The organism is Vibrio sp. CB1-5, from assembly GCF_059412285.1.
The window spans coordinates 87738-107919 of the sequence record NZ_JBJHPB010000013.1; the positions used below are offsets into that span (position 1 = coordinate 87738).

Sequence of the window (20182 nt, forward strand, 5' to 3'; positions counted from 1 at the left end):
GTTTCACCTTTCTCCATAGCAGAAACGTGTATTAGAAACATGGCGCAGAAAAATGACCAAGGAATTGCAAATCACTGCTGATGCCCTTATATCCTATGGATATCTAGGAGTGCCCGCGCACTCCCCACACAACAAAAAAGAGAATACACGGATGAGCCAAGCTATCTGTCAACTGATTGCTAAAGAGCTGAACGTCAGTCACAAGCAAGTTGAAGCCGCCGTTACCCTAATTGATGACGGTAACACAGTTCCATTTATCGCTCGCTATCGAAAAGAGGTCACAGGGGGGCTGGATGATACCCAACTTCGCACCCTAGACTCTCGCCTGAGTTACCTGCGTGAATTGGACGACCGACGTCAGACGATTCTGAAATCCATCGACGATCAGGGCAAGCTGACCGCAGAGCTGCGCAGTGAAATTGAAAATGCGGACAACAAAACTCGCCTTGAAGATCTTTACCTGCCATACAAACCAAAGCGTCGCACCAAAGGTCAGATTGCTATTGAGGCCGGCCTTGAGCCTCTAGCTAATTTGTTATGGACAGATCCAAGCAATGAACCTGAAAGTGCTGCGTTGAGTTACATCGATAGTGAAAAAGGCATTGCTGACAGCAAGGCCGCTTTGGATGGCGCACGTGCCATCATTATGGAGCGCATTGCAGAAGATGCCGACCTACTCGAGAAAGTACGTCAATACCTGAATCGCCATGCGGAACTGCGCTCACGCGTTGTAACAGGCAAAGAGCAAGAAGGTGAAAAGTTCAAAGACTATTTTGAACACGATGAGGCCATGAGCAAAGTCCCGTCCCACCGCGCACTAGCGATGCTTCGTGGTCGCAATGAAGGTTTTTTGCAGCTATCGGTTAACGCCGATCCAGCCAACGATGAAAATGCTCGTGAGTCCTACTGCGAAACTCTGATTGCTGAACACTATGGCATTCATCTTAGCCAAGCACCGGCAGATGTGTGGCGCAAACAAGTGATTAGCTGGGCATGGCGCATTAAAGTCTCCATGCACATGGAAACCGAACTGATGGGTGCACTCAAAGAGCGCTCTGAGGTCGACGCGATTACCGTATTTGCAACTAACTTGAAAGATCTGCTGATGGCCGCGCCTGCCGGTCCAAAAGCCACACTTGGCCTCGACCCTGGCCTACGTACTGGCTGTAAGGTCGCCGTTGTCGATGCGACGGGTAAAGTGCTCGCAACCGACACCATCTACCCACACGCTCCGCAAAAGCAGTATGACAAAGCCGCTCATGTAGTAGATAAGCTGGTTCGCCAGTTTAACGTCGATCTGATTGCCATCGGTAATGGTACAGCATCACGCGAAACAGACAGTTTTGCAGCCGATGTCATCAAACGCGGCAACTTAAAAGTGCAGAAGATCATCGTCAGTGAAGCAGGCGCGTCTGTATATTCAGCGTCTGAGCTAGCAGCAAAAGAGTTCCCGAATATGGACGTATCGCTGCGCGGTGCAGTTTCTATTGCGAGACGTTTGCAAGATCCGCTAGCGGAGCTTGTTAAGATCGACCCTAAGTCCATTGGTGTGGGTCAGTATCAGCACGATGTAAGCCAAACGATGCTGGCCAAGCGTCTTGATGCGGTTGTGGAAGACTGTGTAAACGCCGTCGGCGTTGATGTGAATACCGCTTCTGCTGCGCTACTAACCCGAGTTGCAGGTTTATCCTCAACACTCGCGCAAAATATTGTCGACTACCGTGATGAGAATGGCCGCTTCGAGGCTCGCACCACCCTTAAAAAAGTGGCGCGACTTGGCCCCAAAGCGTTTGAGCAGTGTGCTGGTTTCCTTCGTATCATGGATGGCAAAAACCCGCTTGATGCATCAGCGGTGCACCCAGAAGCTTACCCTGTGGTCAAAACCATTGCGGAGAAAACGGGTCGCGCAATGAAATCTATCATCGGTGACAGCAGCTTCCTTCGCACCGTCAATGCGATTGATTACACGGATGAGACCTTTGGTCTACCAACGGTCACCGACATCATCCGAGAGCTGGATAAGCCGGGCCGAGACCCTCGCCCTGAATTTAAAACCGCCACCTTCGCTGAAGGCGTTAACACTATTAATGATCTTGAGCCGGGTATGGTACTCGAAGGTGTGGTTTCGAATGTGGCTAACTTCGGTGCGTTTGTGGACATCGGTGTTCACCAAGATGGTTTGGTGCACATCTCTGCGCTAACAGACAAGTTTGTTGCCGATCCGCGTGAAGTGGTAAAAGCCGGCGACATCGTTAAAGTGAAAGTCATGGAAGTGGATGCGGGTCGTAAACGCATTGGCTTGTCGATGCGTCTTAATGATGAGCCCGGTGCGGATAACCGCCCTGCGCGTTCAAGCAAACCTGCTCGTGGTAATCAACGTGATAACCAACGTGGTGGTCAGCATCAACGTTCAAACCATCAAGAGTCGGGAAACAGTGCAATGGGCGGCGCATTCGCAGCAGCCTTCGCTAAAGCGAAAAAATAAGTTTCCCAGATAGTAAAAAAGAGCACCTTGAGTGCTCTTTTTTATCCAACCGCAATAATATCCGAAGGCGTATTCGGAGCGACTGAGTGCCCATAGTGATAACGAATCACCGTACGTCGCTTGGCCATTTTTCCTGCCATCAATGCCTCTTGAAGCACTTTTGCAGGCAAGCGAAAACGCATCGCATAGCCCTTACCTTGAGACTGACTGTAGCTGCTCAGTGACAGCAGGTAAAACAGGCGCTCAATCGGGTCTTCACGCTCAGGCGTCACCTCTTCAGCGTCATAATCCGGATGTTCAGCAGGATCCCATGCAGAGCGCTTGCGGCGTTTTTCTTCTTCATTAATTCGGCGTTCAGCGTTCGTCCGCGCCAGTTGAACGGTGGGCACGATCGGTTCACGCACTTTGTTGTCGCGCGCCGCCTGCTCAGTTTGTGGATTAACCGACGGAGCAATAACGGGGGCGCTGACACTGTTGGGCGACACTATCATAGGTCACGTTCCTCTGCTGTGAGTGATTTTCCCAAACCTCAACAACTAACCTAGATCGACAAGCAATCTATCTACTAGATTATCGGAAAAACAGTGCCAACCTTTACCTGTTTGTGCAAAAAAACCGCAAAAATTAGCGAGCTAACTCACGAACCCGTGCGATAAACTCTGCCGTTTCAGTAATGAAGGGAGCATGAGAAGAGGCCGTAAAAATATGACTCTGATGCGCATCCATTTCTTTGTCTAATGCACTAGCAACTCGCACTGGCACCAAACCATCTAAGCGCCCATACCAGCGATGCACAGGCATACTTAACGCAGCAAGTTCGCTGCGATAATCGAGCCTATCTAACCACTGCAGCCCTAACATCAATGCATCCGGGTTAGGCATAGGCCTAGATAGCACAGCCTGTTTGAGAAGCTTAATATCTTGGCGTGCGCTTGGACTCCCCATAGCTTGTAGCGCCATAAAGCGCTCAATCGTCACCGTGAAGTTATCACTAAGCTGCGTCATAAACGCTGCAAGTACGTCTTGTTTAATCCCGCGCCAACCTTCTCCTTGGGAAAATTTTGGTGAGCTCGCCAATGTCACTAATTGGCTAACTCGCACTGGATGCTCATGAGCGATATGCGTTGCGATCAATCCTCCCAAAGACCAACCAAGCCAGATGGCGCGCTCTGGTGCCTCCGATAGCAATGCGTCCACCAACTCAGTTAAAGAATCATAACCAACTTGATGACTATAGCCATAACCAGGTAAATCCACCGTGTGTACAGTGAAATGCCCGGCTAATTCACTCACGCACGCAGACCATACCGCGCCGTTCATGCCCCAGCCGTGGACTAACACCAAATCAGGTCCTTGCCCTGCCACCTGCCAATGTACTTTTGCCGAACTGCTCACACGCTCTCCTACTGATTTGGTTCTTTTCCTGCTTCGAATTGTCCCATGCTAATAGGATTCCTTTACACGTCAACTCAGACCAATGCGATTTTTATCTCAGCTACCTATGCAATGTCATGTCTGCGGTTTTACGATTGACCGCTCCCTCGGCCACAACCTTTGGTGTGAGCACTGTCAGCCATTATTTAACTTTGAACGTCATCGTTGCTCACGCTGTGGCCTGACTATGGACAATACCGCCGTAGTCTGCGGTACATGTCTCACCACGCCCCCGCCATGGCAAACTCTGACCTGCCTTGGCGATTATCGAACACCATTGTCGTCTTTTATACAACGTATAAAGCGACACAAAGAGCCTTGGTTATTACCACCGCTCAGTAAACTGCTCGCCGAACGTATTAATGAACCTGCACCCATACTGATTTGTGTCCCAACACTGCTTCATGTCGAACTAAAACGGGGCTTTAATCTTAGCGAGCTAATAATGCTGCAACTCGCGCAGCACCTACCGGGAGTGAAAACCGCAGACCGCGTTTTTCACAAGCACCTCCATACTGCGACTCAAAAGAGCCTCAATCGCCAACAAAGGCTGGAAAATGTGCGCCAAGCGTTCTCCCTTCAACAAATGCCAACATCCAAGCACGTCGCTATTATTGATGATGTGGTCACAACCGGCGCAACCGTTCGGCATCTGAGTGAATTATTACTTGAAGTGAACGTAGAAAAAATCGATATTTATTGTTTATGCCGTACCCCAAAGTAAGCCCGCTGTTGGGTTGTCAGCCAGATTGCGCAGAGGATGTGCAAAATTTTTTGGCATCTACTCGTGACAGGAGTAGAATGGGGGGTAATAACCTACAATCTTACTCAGGTATTCGTCGTGTCAAATCCAATTACTATTACAGAAAGTGCTCAAAGCCACTTCGCTAAACTGCTGGCTCAACAGCCAGAGGGAACGAACATCCGTGTTTTTGTCGTTAACCCGGGCACTCAAAACGCTGAGTGTGGTGTGTCTTACTGCCCACCAGAAGCGGTTGAGTCTAACGACACCGAATTCAAGTACGAAGCACTAGCAGCCTACGTTGATGAACTGTCGCTACCATTTCTAGAAGATGCAGAGATCGACTTCGTTACCGACAAAATGGGTTCACAGCTAACCCTAAAAGCGCCAAACGCAAAAATGCGTAAAGTTTCCGATGATGCACCACTGATGGAGCGTGTTGAGTACGCAATCCAAACTCAAGTTAACCCACAGCTTGCAGGTCACGGTGGTCACGTAAGTTTGATGGAAATTACTGAAGAAGGTATCGCTATCGTGCAATTCGGCGGTGGTTGTAACGGTTGCTCGATGGTGGACGTAACACTAAAAGAAGGCATAGAGAAACAGCTTCTTCAAGAATTCTCTGGTGAGCTAACTGCTGTCCGAGATATGACAGAGCACGATCGCGGCGAGCATTCTTACTACTAGCAAGGATGGCTCATTGCCAAATTTGTTTTCGAATCGAGCGCCAAGGTAAACCTTTGCGCTCTTTTTTTTAGCACTACTATTTGGCGCGCGTCCAAATCCTATATATATTAATCACTAACTACTATTCGAGTACCAAGTGCTCAATGTTTCAAACAATTACGTGTTTCAAACAACCTAGCGTTTCAGAAGACATTGGTACCCAGCGGAGGAGAACGCCCATGCGATCCAAAAAAGGACCTGAGATCTTAGCCCAAAAGACAGTAGCTGAATCTAGGCTATTCAAAATTGAGGCTTTAGACTTAGCGTTTTCGAACGGCGAAAAGCGCACGTATGAGCGCATGAAACCGAGTGGTCGCAACGCGGTCATGATGGTGCCGATCACTGAGCATGGGGATATTTTGCTGGTTCGTGAATATGCAGCAGGCACCGAGCGCTATGAACTAGGTTTTCCGAAAGGGCTCATCGACCTCGGCGAGACTACTGAGCAAGCGGCAGAGCGTGAGCTCAAAGAAGAGATTGGCTTTGGCGCCACTAAGCTGACACCACTTAAAGAGGTGATTCTCGCACCTTCCTATTTCTCCAGCCGTATGACCCTCTTTGTGGCTCAAGATCTCTATCCTGAGAAGCTAGAGGGGGACGAACCAGAGCCTCTAGAAATCGTGAAATGGCCATTGGCACAAGCTGATGAGCTACTGACTCATCTCGACTTCTCAGAAGCGCGCAGTATTACCGCATTGCTACTAATGCTAAGAATGAAGTCCGAGTTGGGGTTATAACGTGGCAACAAGACATTTAGATTTATCGCATCACCTTCCAGCAGTCATCGACATCGCTCGCCAAGCTGGTCAGCTTATTCTCGATATCTACGAGAACAAAGACTACGAAGAATTTACCAAAGATGACGAAACCCCGGTCACGAGCGCTGACTTGGCGGCACATAAACTGATCATGGAAAAACTGTCTGAGCTGACACCCGATATCCCAGTTTTGTCCGAAGAAGCGGCGGATATTAGTTTAGAGCAGCGTTCACAATGGAATACTTATTGGTTAGTCGACCCACTTGATGGCACTCAAGAGTTTATCGCTCGAAGCGGTGACTTTGCCACCATCATTGCGCTAGTGAGCAACAACAAGCCAATTATGGGCGTGGTGTATGCGCCGGTGTCAGGTGTGACCTATCACGCTTATGAAGGCAAAGGAGCGTGGAAAATTCCAAGCCTTGGGGAGAGCTTACGCATCAAAATACTCAAGCACGAGATGCCACAGCAATCTATCTCTATCGCCATAAGTCGCCGCCAGAACATCAATCGCATCACACAACGCATGAGTTCCGCTTGGAGCTATGATTTAGTGCCACTTGGCTCTGCCGCGCTTAAAGCTTGCTTAGTCGCCGAAGGGGCTGTCGATTGTTATCTGCGTCTTGGTCCTACCGGCGAATGGGATACCGCTGCGACACAATGCATTGTTGAAGAAGCCGGTGGCACCATTGTCGATACTAAGCTTCAGCCACTCTCTTACAACGAGCGCGAAACACTCGAAAACCCAAACTTTATTGTGATTGGGGATCGAGAACTGCCGTGGGATCAGATCTTAGTGCAGAGTTAACACTCTGTTTTAGATGATAAAATTTAAAAAGGAGGCTAAGCCTCCTTTTTATTTTGTTTAACATCGCACTCGCTTAGAATCGCCCTTGATAATTAAACGAATACCGCCCTTCGCCATCTGGATTACCAAGCCAATTCAACTGCTGGCGCATATTAGTTGGAAACTCAGATTCAGGTTTAAACCACGCCTGTGATTGATACTGTCTATTCGGCGTCACACTCGCAGAGAACTCACTCGACACCTGATTACTGCTTTGACTACCCGCAGCAGAAAGCACACTGTCCTCACAAGATAAGTCCACAATTGTCGGCCCTAGCCCTAAGCTACCGATAGGTGACTCAATGTATCCTGCATTCCACGATAAACTCCCATCACCACTGCCACACCATGGCGATGCATAATTGAGAGACTTAATGGCAAGCTCTAGCTGACCACCCGCTTTGATTGGTAGTGGAATTGGCGCATATTGAACCACAGTATCGGCAGGGATTGAGGCAAGCACATTCTCGAGGTAGGCACCTGACATGCTCACACCAAGATTACCTCGCCCTGATAAGCCCAAAGTGCTGCCACCTCCAAATCGCAATGAATACTCTGGTGAAAGCGTCAAAAGACTAGACCAGCTAAACTGCCAAGAGACATCGCCAATGGAGTATTGTTGGAATCGGACATTCTGTGCGCTGCCCTGCCAAATAGTCCCCGTAGTACCATCTAGAGTCAGCTCTCTAGGCATCGGGGCATAGCTCATCACAACACTGGCTGGGAGGTGATAAATCGCGCTCGCTGCAAAAACCGTAGTACACAACAAACTGTACTTGATGACTTTTTTCACCACTTAGCCACCTCTTTTAAATTGCAATCGGTTGACTTCAATAACGCCAGTTTGATCTGCCTTGTCGATATCAAGGATCTCGACCGTCACGCCATGGTTATCTTGTAAATAAAACAGCCAATTGACAAAAAACTCAAATGGAATCGGTTTGATCCAGACTTGAAGTTGCTCGTTGCGCGGTTGCATGCGAATTAGCTCAACGCTAAATCGACTCGTTGACGAGGTGATCACGCGATTAAGCGGCTCTTTCGACACCACTACACCGCCCGCTTGTCTTTGCTGAGAAATATCATCCGCTTTTTGCTTCACCCACGTGAGCAACTGCCTCTCAGATTGAATGCGCGATTGCGCAAGCTCAGTTCGTTGAGCAAAAGGGGCTAAAATCCCCCAGTAAATAATGCCAAGCACGACCACCAGCGAGCACGCAACGACCAGTCGCTGCTCTCGCTGACTAATACTCAGCCACCAGCTTTGAAGGTTCAGTAATAATCCTTTCATTACGCTCTACTTCTTCTTAAGTACAAAGTTACCCATAACCACCTCGCCGTTACGATTAAGTGGCCCTTGGGATACTTCAAATTGCGTTTCTAACTTCACTCGCGCCGCCTCGAAACTATCAAAGTCTCGACTGGTGACATTCATGCGAACTTCATTCCGATTGCCATCGAAAGTAAAACTCTGCACTTGCATGCCATTCACTTGCCCTACCGTGTCGGGTAGTTTCGACAGCCACTCCAACACAGAGGCACTCGATAGGTCACTGCCTCCTAATCGCTTCAGCTCATCATCCAGCTGGCGCTTGAGGTAGCTCACCGTCGGGATACGCTTTTTGTCTGGCAGAACCGCTCGGAAAATTCGTTCACTTTCGGCGCGATAGGCGGCCGCTTGTGCCTCGTATTGATTCACCAGCACTACTTGCTCTGCCACCAATGCGACAACCAACACCGAAGCAGCAATAGCGACTTTCTGCCAAACTTTCCAATGCCTTAAAAACGATGCTTTCGGCTTAAACTCACCGGTCATCAAGTTAGCGCTCGCTTCTACGGTGCCCTTTGACAGCAGCGCCATCGCCGGCTCTGGCGGCATGCTTTGCCAGTCGATATGCAAAGAGCGCTCAGCCAGCGATTTGGCAACCGGAGAGTAGCTCTCTATCACCACTTTGCTGTCATCGTCACTCGTCGATTGAACTAAGTAATCGGAGTCAATGACCGCATCCATCCAGCCCTCATCGACAACAAGGCCGCTTTGATTGCCCGTACGAAACAACCATTGACCGTCGAGGTGAATCGAGCTGATATGGTCTGTTTGCGGCAACGCTAGGACATCGGGGATCACTTTTTTGACTTCTATACCGTGCTCTGCAAAGCGATCAATCACATGCGTAAGGTATTGGCGATCCACCGCAGCGATAGAAGCGCGGCCACCTTGTTTATTAAAGATGGTAAAGTGCAGCTCATCGACATCTTGTGCTATGTCATCTTCGACAATAAACGGCAACATCGACTCAAACTGACGCGCGCCACCCGCTGGGATCTCGACATCAGCAAAGTGCACATCCTGTCCACTCAGCATCAGCAACGTCACGCGCTGCTGTGCATACTCTTTTATGTCAGCGAGCTGGTCGAGGTTATTAAGCTCTCCGCTGGCTATCACTTCTTGCTGACTAGTTGACCATACCGCCCAATGTATTTGGCTATCTGGTTGGCTATTCAGGCGAACGGTTAAGAACTCGCTCACTAAATCCTCCAAATCGACGACGAACGACCGTCACTTCCTGCCTATCTTGGCTATAAAACAGGCTGCGAAGACGCATCCGCGACTCTCCAACAACAACCTGAGTGTCCATTTCAAAATAGGCACTGTCTACAGCAAGATACTGTTGCGCTTGCTGTTTAGTATTATCATCCACGCTGGCCATCTGCGACTCAGCGAGAAATTTATCAATCCCGGACCAACCATCAAATGGGCGGTTCTCTATCATTTGTCTCGCATTTTCTAGCGAGAGATTCGGCGCAAATAGCGCTGATAATAGCCCAGCCTGCTCTTCAACCAGCGTATTTACATTGAGGCGCCAGTCGCTTGTTGGCAATGCACAAACAAAAAGGCTGATACTGAGCATCGCCTCACCGCTCATCTGATTAATCGCCCTAAGCTCTGAGCTATCAGCGATCAAGCCATTAGCCGCCACATAGGCAGGAGAGAGCGATTCATAGTAGCTGTCTCCGACACCGGATACCGAGCGCACACTGGTCTCTTTGTTGACAAACTCCCATGTGGAGTCCGCCACCTGCTCGGCTTGGTAGTTTTCGACTCCACTTTCCTCGAGCAGCTTTTGGAAAAAGCGAACTAAAAATGGCTTGGTTGCGCTGTTTTGATTCGGCTGCACCGTCGATAACGCATTGATATTAAAACAAGCCTGCATATCACGAATGTAGCCCGTCGCTTCACCATAATCGAGCGGATAAGTACGCTCTTCAATCGCCCAAGGCTGGTTGAGGTTCACATTGTCCTTATTATCTTTGTAGCTCTCTTTTATCGCCACCGATGCCAATGCTTCAACGCCAATCGCATACCAATAAGCTTGCTGATAATTCACCTGGTTAGACGCGCGCGTAAATTGACTAAATAGGCGCTCCGACATCGTGGCTGCAATAGACACCATAATGGCAAGTAACAGCAGAATCACAATCAAGGCAACCCCTTTTTGGGATTTAACCGTCACTCTTGTCATGAGTTGCCGCCTTGGTTATTACCTTGGTTGTTACCACCCTCGGAGCCATTATTGTTACCGCCAGGTGTCGCATTGAGCGTACCCGCTGGAGCCAGATAGATACGGTTAATTTCATCAAAATCCTCAAAACGGATTTTTACTTCCACCGCAAGCGGAAGCGTCATGTCGGTTTGCCACTCATTACTCCAAGATTCGCCATTATAAAAACGCATATCAAACGCTTCCACCTTGGTAAATATGGGGAGCACCACAGGAGGCTCGCCCACACTAGTATCCGGATAACGCCACCACAAACGCTCAAGCTTACCTCCTTGAAGGCGGTAACCAATCTTAGCCACTTCACCACGTGGAAATTGGTTTTGCGGGTTAAGCCAACCGAGACGAGCAAACAGTAAGCCGCGTCCTTCAGACTCCAACAACCCTTCTTGCCACAGCATCAGACGAGACAGAGGCTCTTCCCCTTCATGACGAAACTGACGCAGCGCCAACTGCTTAAAGTCACTATCTAGATAAACAAAGCCACGCTGAATTTCTTGTAGTCGAGTGCTGCGCTCTAGAGAAAGCTCATTGCTACGCTGCACCTGATTCACCACTTGATAGGCCGCTACGCTTAAGCTGGCAAAAATCGCTATGGCCACCAGCACTTCGATAAGAGTAAAGCCTTTAACACGGTTACTTGTCGACATAGCTTCTCACCGTCACTATCGGGCTCGCTTTCGCATCAGTGGCAACACTTACATCCACCGCCGAGAGTAAGTTATCTGCCGTTTCAACCGGCTGAATGTTCCAATACCACTCGCGCCCCGCTAGTTTCTCTTTGCCTTTCTTAGCTTTAGGCTTTGCGGTGTCGAGCATAAGCTTAGCCATCTGATTGTCGACCACCATACTGGCAAACGCCTTCTCTTCCAGATAGCTTAGGGTGTTAATATGCTGACTGACCGCTCGGATGATGGAGATGGCCGCCGTGGCAAATATCGCCAGCGCAATCAGCACCTCTAACAGGGTCATGCCTCTAACGGTCTTTTTCATTCCAATCTTTCACATCCATAAGCGCCAACTGCCCATTTTCTTTGACTTCGACGTACCAGGTTTGCTCTTGCAGTGCTCGATTCACCGGCGCAACAACAAATGCACCTTCGGTGATCTCTCCGCTAGAGAGAATAAAGACTTGTGGTGGCTTTTCTGGTTTTTTCTCTTTTTCCACATCAGCAAACATGTCTTCATCGAACAAAGAGCCAGGCTCAAATAACCTATCACTCTCGCCCCAAATACCCGTGCTTAAATCGAGCTTAATCGACAAGGTCTCTGGCAATGTCGTCTCTTCTGGGATCTTACTGAGTGACACGCGCTGCCACCCTTCAGAAGTTAATTCAAGAAACACGTATTGCTTTTTGGCTTCATCAACACGTATACCAAAATCTTTACCTGCCAACATCGCTTCTTCGTTGAACAGTTGTAGCCTTTGGTATAAACGCTGCGCTTGCTGTTTGGTGTCGTCACTTTGATTCTGAGGCAGGGTCGAAATCACCGCTACTGCACTGATAGACAACAGCACCAGTACCAGCATGATTTCCAGTAAGGTAAAACCTAATTGATGACGTTTTGACTGCAACAACATGGAGATTCACTTTGAACTAAGGAGAGGCGAACCGCCTCTCCTTTGGTGATTACTGGAAGTCTTGGATGTTCCAGTTACCGATATCAGCCGCAGGGCCTTCACCGCCCTCTTGACCATCAGCACCTAGTGTAAAGATGTCGATAGTGCCTTTATCACCTGGGCTTAGGTATTGGTATTCGTTGCCCCATGGATCAGCAGGTAGACGACGAATATAACCGCCGTCGCGGTAGTTGCGTGGCTCTGGGTTGGTTGGTTTGGTTACCAACGCTTCTAAGCCTTGATCCGTCGTTGGGTAAACACTGTTATCCAGCTTGTACATATCAAGCGCATTTTCCAAAGCAACAATATCCGTCACCGCTTTCTGTTGGTCTGCTTTCTCTTTGTTACCCAGCAAGTTAGGTACGACAAAGCTTGCCAAAATACCTAGAATAACAACCACTACCATTACCTCTAATAAGGTAAAGCCGGATTGTTTTTTCATTGTTTTTTTCATCTCTCACTCCAAATAAATATCCTCAAGTTGAGGACAATACTAACCATCTGACTGATTGGATTAACCAGACATCAAATTGTTCATTTCCAAAATCGGCATTAGGGTCGCCATCACAATAAACAGTACCAAACCTGCCATTAAGGCGATCAGTGCAGGTGTGAAGATGCCAAGAGCAATGTTTACCGTCGATTCAAAGCTTTGATCTTGGTTATCAGCCGCACGCGTCAGCATGCTTTCTAGCTCTCCACTTTGCTCACCACTGGCAATCATGTGCAGCATCATAGGTGGGAAAAGCTTGGTTTGCTCAAGTGCCTTACGAAGACTTGCCCCCTCTCGCACGTTATCGGCCGCCGTGGACACTTGCTTCTTAGCAAAGTGGTTGGTCATCACATCCACAGAGACTTTCATCCCTTCTAGGATAGGAATGGCACTCGAAGTACAAATCGCTAAGGTGCGCGCAAAACGCGATGTATTCAGACCACGAGCAATTTTACCAATGAGAGGAAGCCCTAACACTTTGGTGTCCCAGCTCATGCGAATCGATGGCTTACGAAGCGCGGCTTTGATTAAATACAAGGTCAGCGCAAAACCACCAAGCAGCAATAAGCCCCACTCTTGGATAAAGTCACTAGAAGAGAGCAAAAACTGTGTCGATGCTGGCAGCTCTTGCCCCATTTGAACAAACTGACCGACAATTTTGGGCACCACTGCCGCTAGCAAAAACGCCACAATCGAGACTGCAAATACCACCAGCACAACAGGGTAAATCATCGCTTGTTGCAGCTTAGAGCGCATTTTCTGACGATTCTCGGCATAATCCGCAAGGCGCTCCAAAATAGAATCTAGGTGGCCCGACTTTTCTCCGGCTGCGACCATGGAGCGAAACAGCTCATCGAAGACATGTGGATAATCAGCAAGACTGTCAGACAGCGTATAACCTTCGGTGACTTTAGAGCGAATGGCCGCCAACATAGTGCGAATGCGTGGCTTTTCTGACTGCTCAGATACCGCTCGCAAACACTCTTCTAACGGCATACCAGATTGAACTAAGGTGGATAGCTGTCGCGTAATCAGTGCCAAATCAGGCGTACTTAAACCACGCTTAAACATCGGTTTTGCACTGGCTGCACCGGATGAATTTGACGACGCCTTACCTTTGGCTTCAACAATATCAACCGGGATAAGGCCTTGTTCTTTTAGACGCTGGCGCGCCTGACGAGCATTATCACCTTCAATCAACCCTTTGACTTGCTTACCTTTGGCATTGAGTGCCTTATATTCAAATGCCGCCACTTACGCTTCCTTAGTCACGCGCATGACTTCTTCAAGCGAGGTCACGCCGAGTCTGACTTTATGGAAACCATCATCACGGATGCTTGGGGTATGAGAGCGCACGGCTTTTTCGATCGCTTGCTCACCCGCTTCGTCATGGATCAACGATTGCACCTTATCATCGACCATCAGCAGCTCATGAATACCCGTACGGCCGCGATAGCCTTTCTGATTACAACGCTCACAGCCAACCGCCTTGTGCAGTGTTAGCGGCTCAGACTCTGCAAGACCAAACAGTTGTTTCGTGGCTGCGTCCGCTTCGTAGGGCTGTTTGCAGTCCTTACACAGAGTTCGCACCAAACGCTGCGCCAACACGCCCAATAGTGATGAGGAGATCAAAAATGGCTCAATACCCATATCACGCATACGTGTGATCGCGCCTACAGCCGTATTGGTATGCAATGTCGACATCACTAGGTGACCGGTCAATGACGCTTGGACGGCAATTTGCGCCGTTTCTAGGTCACGGATCTCACCCACCATCACCACATCAGGATCTTGACGCAAGATAGCACGCAAGCCTCGAGCGAAGGTCATATCGACTTTAGGATTCACTTGAGTCTGACCGATACCATCAATATCAAATTCAATCGGGTCTTCAACGGTGAGGATATTACGCTCATTGCTGTTGATCTCTTGTAAGCCCGCATACAGCGTGGTCGACTTACCAGAGCCGGTGGGACCAGTGACCAAAATGATGCCGTGAGGACGGCCGATAAGATGTCTAAAGTTGGCATGGTTATCTGCCGTCATACCTAAGCTGTGTAGATCGAGGCGAGTGGCGTTTTTGTCTAATAGACGCATTACCACTCGCTCGCCATGCGATGACGGCATAGTTGATACACGCACATCCACTGCTCGACCACCGATACGCAGTGAGATACGACCATCTTGTGGTACGCGTTTTTCAGCGATATCCAGCTTAGCCATGACCTTAACGCGCGATACCAAAAGTGGCGCCAGTTTGCGACTTGGCGCCAGAACGTCACGCAATACACCATCAATACGAAAACGGATCGACAGCACTTTCTCGAAGGTTTCGATATGGATATCAGACGCACCTTCTTTGATCGCCTCGCCAAGCATGGCGTTGATCAATTTAATGATTGGCGCATCATCATCGGACTCTAACAAATCTTCATCTTGAGGCAGATCTTCTGCCAAAGAGAAGAAGTCGTCACTATCCGCGCCAATATCTTCCATCAACTGTCTAGCTTCAGAGGAGTCACGCTGGTACGCCTGAGTCAACTTGGCATCAAACTCGCTCGACGGCAGTGCATGCAATGAAAACGGCTTTCGAAATACCCGCTTTACTTCCTGCAAAGCATTAAGCGCCAGCGGTTCTACATAATAGAGAACCGACTGCGACTCCTGCGCTTCAAACACCACTTTAAAGCGATTCGCAAAGCTAAACGGCAAACGGTTTGCTAGCGGGCGATGCTCTGGGCTTTCCATCATTACTTCGCTTCCACCTGATCAATAAACGCTTGGATCTCTGATGGGTAACGCGCCGTCTCATTAAACTCAGGCAGAACAGGGATAAAGCCATCATCCATTAGCTTAAGGCCTTTGTCCGCTTTGAACAGCTGCTCAGCGCGAATGTAGTTGTACTTACGCTGCGTGATGCCGTCTGATGTCATGCCATCACGAATGATGGTTGGCTTAATGAATACCATCAAATTCTTCTTCTCTACCGTAGTAGAGGTCGACGTAAACAAGCGGCCAAGATAAGGAATATCGCCTAAGAACGGTACTTTCGATTCGCTCTCTGCGGCACGCTCATCAATCAAGCCACCAAGCACCAGCATTTGGCCATCCTGGATCATGACTGAAGTGTTGAGCTGACGCTTAGCAAAGCGCACGTCAACGGCACCATTCGCACCTAGGACGTTAGAGACTTCTTGCTCAATGTTGAGCTGAACTGAGTTACCTTCGTTAATCTGTGGGACGACTTTTAGCTTAATACCCACTTCCTTACGATCAACGGTTTGGAATGGGTTGCTGTTGTTTGAGCCTGCTGTTGACCCCGTCAGAACTGGGACTTCTTCACCGACGATGAACGAAGCTTCACCGTTATCCATTACAGTAATGCTTGGCGATGACAGAATGTTCGAATTTGACTGACTAGAAACCGCGGTGATGAGTGCTGTCCAGTCACCGAGGGCAATGCCGACGGCAGCACCTTGCACGCCGCTCAATGCGCTTGCCAATTTAGAGAAGTCACCGGTTGTTGTCGTTTCTACGTTGTATGGATTGCCATCAGCATCGACACGAGTTTCCGTGGTCTTCTTGTCTTTGGCTTCTTCCATGCCGACCATCACGCTACCGATAGACGCACCTGTGTTGCTAAACTGCACCACACTGCCACCATTGACCGAGCCCCACTGAACACCGAGGTTAGCACCATCAACGTCAGCCAATTCTACAATGAGAGCTTCAATCAAGACTTGCGCGCGGCGAATATCCAGCTGAGAGATCACCTCAAGTAGCGCCTTCATAATATCTGGCGGAGCAGTCAGTACTAGCGCATTGGTATCTGGGTGCGCGGCAATCATGACTTCACTGCGATTCGCTGTAGAACCTGATTTTGTTCCTGCTTGCTTCTCTTTTTGCAGGTTATCTGACACGCCTTTCAGCACATCGACCAAATCTTCCGCTTTGGCGTATTTTAGGTATTGAACACGGTTATTGCCTTTAGTGGCCATTTCAATGTCCAGTTGACCAATCAAACGGCGCAAGCGTTGACGCACTTTAGGGTCACCGGAAATAAGAATTGAGTTAGTACGCTCATCAGCCACCAGCTTAGGTTGTAAGAACGCAGGAGTATTTTTGGCATCCGTGGTTTTGTTCAGCGCATCGACAATACGCACCATTTCTGCTGCAGACGCGTTTTTCAGCTCTACTACTTCCACTTCTTTATCACCAGCTTGGTCAACACGCTTGATAATTTCCGCTAGGCGGTTTACCACCGCAGCGCGGCCTGTGATCAAAATGATATTCGCCGGGTCATAATGCACTACGTTACCCGCACCAGCGTTATCATTGAGCTGCCTTAGCAGTGGCGACAACTCACGTACCGAGACGTTTTTAACCGCAACCACACGAGTGACCACAGTATCGCCCACGGCAATATCAGTATCACCGACAACGGGAATCGCGGAGGTTTTCGCGTCTTTGGCTTTGATAACTTTTAGAATGCCGTTGTCCATCTCAACCACAGCGAAGCCATACACTTCGAGAACGTTGAGGAAAAAGCTGTAATACTGCTCTTCATTCAGTACGTCATAACTGCGCACATCGACTTTACCGCGTACGGAAGGATCAACGATGATGGTTTTGTCGAGGTTGCGCCCAACAATATTGATAAACTCATGAAGGTCAGTGCCTTTAAAACTGGCGCTAAATTCATTGGCTGATACCGCGGGTGCAGCCATCAGGCTCCCCATCAATAACCAGGTACTTGTTTTAAGCCAACTTTTCACTTATTGCTCCCTTGTAATACTGTCGACATGACTAAAACTGAATGAAGATGTCATGTTGCTGTCCATCGCGTTCAACGGTGAGGTTTAACTCGGTTAGGTCGGTGATGGATTGATAAATCTGCCCCATCGCAGCAGGGTCAGTTAGGTCAGCACCATTGAGTGCGATGGCGATATCGCCATTTTGTAAACCAACCGAATTGAACAGCTCAGGGTCTCGCCCTGGGCTCACTCGATAACCTGCTACCTTGCCATCACGCTTTACTTGAGAAAGCCTGACGTATTGGAATATTTGCTGTGGGTCTTGGGTAATGGTGCTGCGGATCGCAGCTAGTTTCTCTTCTGAATCGACCGGATTGTTACCTGCGATGTTCGAAGCCGCAGCTCTAGGGCGCTGATTCAATTCCAACTTTTTATATTCCAACCCCTCTAGCATGACGGTTTCATCACGGCCAGAATTGGAAATAATAATCCGATCGATAAGAACTGCATTCACAGTTGCACGGGTACCATCAATCTGTTCACCGATACCATAAGTGCCTTGCTTACCTCTATGAGCAACGACGGCTAGACTGCGCTCAGGGTTCGAACTCACCACGGAGCCGACAAGAACCACATTAAGACGAGTTTTAGGCGCGTCAGTGACTACCGGTGCTTGCACCACTTTTTGCTTTTTGCTGTAACGACCAAAAATATTGGCATTGTTGATATCTGACGACTGCAGCTTAGTCGTTTGCACATTATTTGGGGCATTCACTGCCGTTGGTGCAACCCAGCGTGTTACGGAGTGCGATTGCGGAAACAACTGCCACAACAAAGCCCCAGCGATCCAAGAAGAGATAACAAGCAACACTAAGGTGACAATAAGACTAATTTGAGACTGGTACTGCGTACAACGTCGTAAAAATGAAGTTAAAGAGGCCGCGGTCATGCCATTCGCCGATATAGATATTCCTTTCACCCTTTTAACTTCCTGCTAGGTAATGAACGTTCCGATATTTCACTATGTTATAAATCTCGAAGATATAAGCAACCTTTTTACTCATTGCCAACCGACAGACTATAGCATATCTGCTGTGACAGTAATGCTATTGCGAATGTGGGGTTGAATTTTTTAGATCTGAGCACCATTTAGTACACCAATAGCAAGATAAATCTATCACTAGTTCAGTTTGGCTCACCAATACTGACTTAGAAACTAGGAATGACAATGAGTTCCGAGAATAATTCCGTTCGTTTGGACAAATGGTTGTGGGCTGCTCGCTTCTATAAAACCAGAAGTATCGCACGAAATATGGTCGACGGCGGCAAAGTCCACTACAATGGACAGCGCTCGAAGCCGAGCAAAATAGTGGAATTGGGAGCAGTGATCGCCCTGCGCCAAGGTAATGAAGAGAAAACCGTGGTCATTGAGCGAATCTCTGATCAACGTCGAGGTGCACCGGAAGCCCAGACTCTCTATAGCGAGACTTCAGAGAGTATCGCCAAGCGAGAAGACAACGCGTTGAAAAGAAAACTGCACGCACATAACCCAAGTCCAGAGCGTCGACCTGACAAGAAACAGCGTCGAGACATCATTAAATTTAAACACCAATAAGCTGGAGCTTCCTCAATGGCTAACAACATACTTAACCGCTACCTTTTTGAAGAACTGTCTGTGCGCGGCGAACTCGTGCAACTGGATACCGCTTATCAAGAAATTCTATCAAGCCAAGACTACCCAGCTCCGCTACAAAAGCTACTTGGTGACCTACTCGTGTCCACCAGCCTTTTGACTGCGACACTTAAGTTTGAAGGCTCGATTACGATGCAGCTTCAAGGTGACGGTCCGGTATCACTTGCTGTAATCAACGGTGACCACAACCAAAAGCTTCGTGGTGTAGCGCGTTGGGAAGGTGACATTGCCGACGATGCCAACATCCATGACATGATGGGCAAAGGCTACCTAGTTATCACCATCACTCCTGATAAGGGCGAGCGCTACCAAGGTGTCGTAGGCCTAGAGGGTGACACACTTGCTGAAGTTCTTGAAGGTTACTTCGAACGCTCTGAGCAGCTAAAAACACGCTTGTGGATCCGCACAGGTGAGTTTGAAGGTAAACCACATGCTGCAGGTATGATGCTACAGGTGATGCCTGATGGTACAGGTTCAGCTGAGGACTTTGAACATCTAGAGCAACTGACCAATACCGTAAAAGACGAAGAGTTATTTGGCCTAGAGGCGAACACGCTGCTGTATCGCTTGTACAACCAAGATAAAGTACAAGTATTCGAACCAAAACAAGTCGAGTTTTTCTGTGGCTGCTCACGTGAGCGCAGCGCGGGTGCCATTTCAACGGTAGCACAAGAAGAGATCATGGATATTCTTGCACAAGATGGCGAAGTCGCACTTCACTGTGATTACTGTGGTACCACGTACGCTTTCGACGAACCAGAAATCAAAGCGATTTTTGCGGATGCTCAATCAGCATCTGGTGATAACACCGTTCACTAAAATCTGAACGTTTTCAAACCCAAAAGCCAGCTCGTTAACGAACTGGCTTTTTTTGTTCGTTTTTTTTAACAACGTTGCAAAAAACATGAACAGAACATCTAACTAGAGGTGGTTTTATTGTGTTACATTTGATCTAGCGCAAAGGTTTGCTTTGAGGAAAAATCACCCAAATTCAATATGTGATAAAACACTTAAAACCATCAATAACTGATGAGTAATTTTTGAGCTACCTCCCTGTTTTCTCGGATAT

Annotated in this window: 21 protein-coding genes; 7 read left to right on the plus strand and 14 right to left on the minus strand. The window is 48.5% G+C overall.

Annotated elements, in window-relative coordinates; translation table 11 throughout:
• The first annotated feature begins 151 nt into the window (after nt 1-151).
• Nucleotides 152-2485 carry a Tex family protein gene (locus tag ACJB0T_RS11425; protein ID WP_479288470.1) on the plus strand — a complete coding sequence of 778 codons (2334 nt, stop codon included), beginning with the start codon at nt 152-154 and terminating at the stop codon, nt 2483-2485.
• A 41-nt stretch (nt 2486-2526) separates the two neighbouring features.
• Here ACJB0T_RS11425 and ACJB0T_RS11430 read toward each other — a convergent pair whose 3' ends face one another.
• The gene (locus tag ACJB0T_RS11430) at nt 2527-2976 is read right to left on the minus strand and encodes an ATP-dependent Lon protease (protein WP_479288469.1); all 450 of its coding nucleotides are present in this window, start codon (nt 2974-2976) and stop codon (nt 2527-2529) included.
• A gap of 133 nt (nt 2977-3109) precedes the next feature.
• The gene (gene bioH, locus ACJB0T_RS11435) at nt 3110-3880 is read right to left on the minus strand and encodes a pimeloyl-ACP methyl ester esterase BioH (RefSeq protein ID WP_479288467.1); all 771 of its coding nucleotides are present in this window, start codon (nt 3878-3880) and stop codon (nt 3110-3112) included.
• An 82-nt stretch (nt 3881-3962) separates the two neighbouring features.
• Here bioH and ACJB0T_RS11440 point away from each other — a divergent pair, with 82 nt between their 5' ends.
• From ACJB0T_RS11440 to cysQ, 4 genes are all read left to right on the plus strand, one after another.
• Nucleotides 3963-4643 carry a ComF family protein gene (locus ACJB0T_RS11440; protein WP_495292920.1) on the plus strand — a complete coding sequence of 227 codons (681 nt, stop codon included), beginning with the start codon at nt 3963-3965 and terminating at the stop codon, nt 4641-4643.
• A gap of 117 nt (nt 4644-4760) precedes the next feature.
• Nucleotides 4761-5348 (plus strand): Fe-S biogenesis protein NfuA, encoded by a 588-nt coding sequence (gene nfuA, locus ACJB0T_RS11445; RefSeq protein ID WP_479288464.1) that lies wholly within the window; start codon nt 4761-4763, stop codon nt 5346-5348.
• 218 nt (nt 5349-5566) lie between these two features.
• The gene (gene nudE, locus ACJB0T_RS11450) at nt 5567-6124 is read left to right on the plus strand and encodes an ADP compounds hydrolase NudE (RefSeq protein WP_479288463.1); all 558 of its coding nucleotides are present in this window, start codon (nt 5567-5569) and stop codon (nt 6122-6124) included.
• 1 nt (nt 6125) lies between these two features.
• Nucleotides 6126-6953, plus strand: coding sequence for a 3'(2'),5'-bisphosphate nucleotidase CysQ (gene cysQ, locus ACJB0T_RS11455; RefSeq protein WP_479288461.1), 828 nt, complete (start codon nt 6126-6128; stop codon nt 6951-6953).
• A gap of 73 nt (nt 6954-7026) precedes the next feature.
• On the opposite strand, the gene ACJB0T_RS11460 is transcribed toward cysQ, so the two are convergent.
• The 12 genes from ACJB0T_RS11460 to gspC are packed head-to-tail and all read right to left on the minus strand — an operon-like array spanning nt 7027 to nt 18369.
• A complete protein-coding gene (locus ACJB0T_RS11460) occupies nt 7027-7785 on the minus strand; it encodes a type II secretion system protein N (RefSeq protein ID WP_479288458.1) in 759 nt (252 codons plus the stop codon).
• Between the two features lie 3 nt (nt 7786-7788).
• On the minus strand, nt 7789-8283 hold the full coding sequence (locus ACJB0T_RS11465; RefSeq protein ID WP_479288456.1) for a type II secretion system protein M: 495 nt from the start codon (nt 8281-8283) through the stop codon (nt 7789-7791).
• A gap of 6 nt (nt 8284-8289) precedes the next feature.
• On the minus strand, nt 8290-9522 hold the full coding sequence (gene gspL, locus ACJB0T_RS11470) for a type II secretion system protein GspL (protein ID WP_479288454.1): 1233 nt from the start codon (nt 9520-9522) through the stop codon (nt 8290-8292).
• Nucleotides 9491-10516, minus strand: coding sequence for a type II secretion system minor pseudopilin GspK (gene gspK, locus ACJB0T_RS11475; RefSeq protein ID WP_479288452.1), 1026 nt, complete (start codon nt 10514-10516; stop codon nt 9491-9493). Before gspK ends, gspL begins: the two co-directional genes overlap by 32 nt.
• A complete protein-coding gene (gene gspJ, locus ACJB0T_RS11480) occupies nt 10513-11202 on the minus strand; it encodes a type II secretion system minor pseudopilin GspJ (RefSeq protein ID WP_479288450.1) in 690 nt (229 codons plus the stop codon). The genes gspK and gspJ overlap by 4 nt, the downstream gene beginning before the upstream one ends.
• On the minus strand, nt 11189-11545 hold the full coding sequence (gspI, locus tag ACJB0T_RS11485; RefSeq protein ID WP_479288448.1) for a type II secretion system minor pseudopilin GspI: 357 nt from the start codon (nt 11543-11545) through the stop codon (nt 11189-11191). Before gspI ends, gspJ begins: the two co-directional genes overlap by 14 nt.
• Nucleotides 11529-12128 carry a type II secretion system minor pseudopilin GspH gene (gene gspH, locus ACJB0T_RS11490; protein WP_479292162.1) on the minus strand — a complete coding sequence of 200 codons (600 nt, stop codon included), beginning with the start codon at nt 12126-12128 and terminating at the stop codon, nt 11529-11531. Before gspH ends, gspI begins: the two co-directional genes overlap by 17 nt.
• A gap of 55 nt (nt 12129-12183) precedes the next feature.
• Nucleotides 12184-12627, minus strand: coding sequence for a type II secretion system major pseudopilin GspG (gene gspG / locus ACJB0T_RS11495; RefSeq protein WP_112460935.1), 444 nt, complete (start codon nt 12625-12627; stop codon nt 12184-12186).
• A gap of 60 nt (nt 12628-12687) precedes the next feature.
• A complete protein-coding gene (gspF, locus tag ACJB0T_RS11500) occupies nt 12688-13920 on the minus strand; it encodes a type II secretion system inner membrane protein GspF (RefSeq protein ID WP_479288446.1) in 1233 nt (410 codons plus the stop codon).
• Nucleotides 13921-15417 carry a type II secretion system ATPase GspE gene (gene gspE / locus ACJB0T_RS11505; protein ID WP_479288444.1) on the minus strand — a complete coding sequence of 499 codons (1497 nt, stop codon included), beginning with the start codon at nt 15415-15417 and terminating at the stop codon, nt 13921-13923.
• Nucleotides 15417-17441 carry a type II secretion system secretin GspD gene (gspD, locus tag ACJB0T_RS11510; RefSeq protein WP_479288443.1) on the minus strand — a complete coding sequence of 675 codons (2025 nt, stop codon included), beginning with the start codon at nt 17439-17441 and terminating at the stop codon, nt 15417-15419. The genes gspE and gspD overlap by 1 nt, the downstream gene beginning before the upstream one ends.
• Nucleotides 17442-17472: 31 nt before the next feature.
• Complete coding sequence (gene gspC, locus ACJB0T_RS11515) at nt 17473-18369, minus strand: type II secretion system protein GspC (protein WP_479292160.1); 897 nt, start codon at nt 18367-18369, stop codon at nt 17473-17475.
• Nucleotides 18370-18648: 279 nt separating this feature from the next.
• On the opposite strand from gspC, the gene hslR reads away from it, so the two are divergent.
• On the plus strand, nt 18649-19035 hold the full coding sequence (gene hslR, locus ACJB0T_RS11520) for a ribosome-associated heat shock protein Hsp15 (protein ID WP_042478583.1): 387 nt from the start codon (nt 18649-18651) through the stop codon (nt 19033-19035).
• 15 nt (nt 19036-19050) lie between these two features.
• Nucleotides 19051-19932 (plus strand): Hsp33 family molecular chaperone HslO, encoded by an 882-nt coding sequence (gene hslO / locus ACJB0T_RS11525; protein ID WP_479288442.1) that lies wholly within the window; start codon nt 19051-19053, stop codon nt 19930-19932.
• Nucleotides 19933-20182 lie beyond the last annotated feature (250 nt).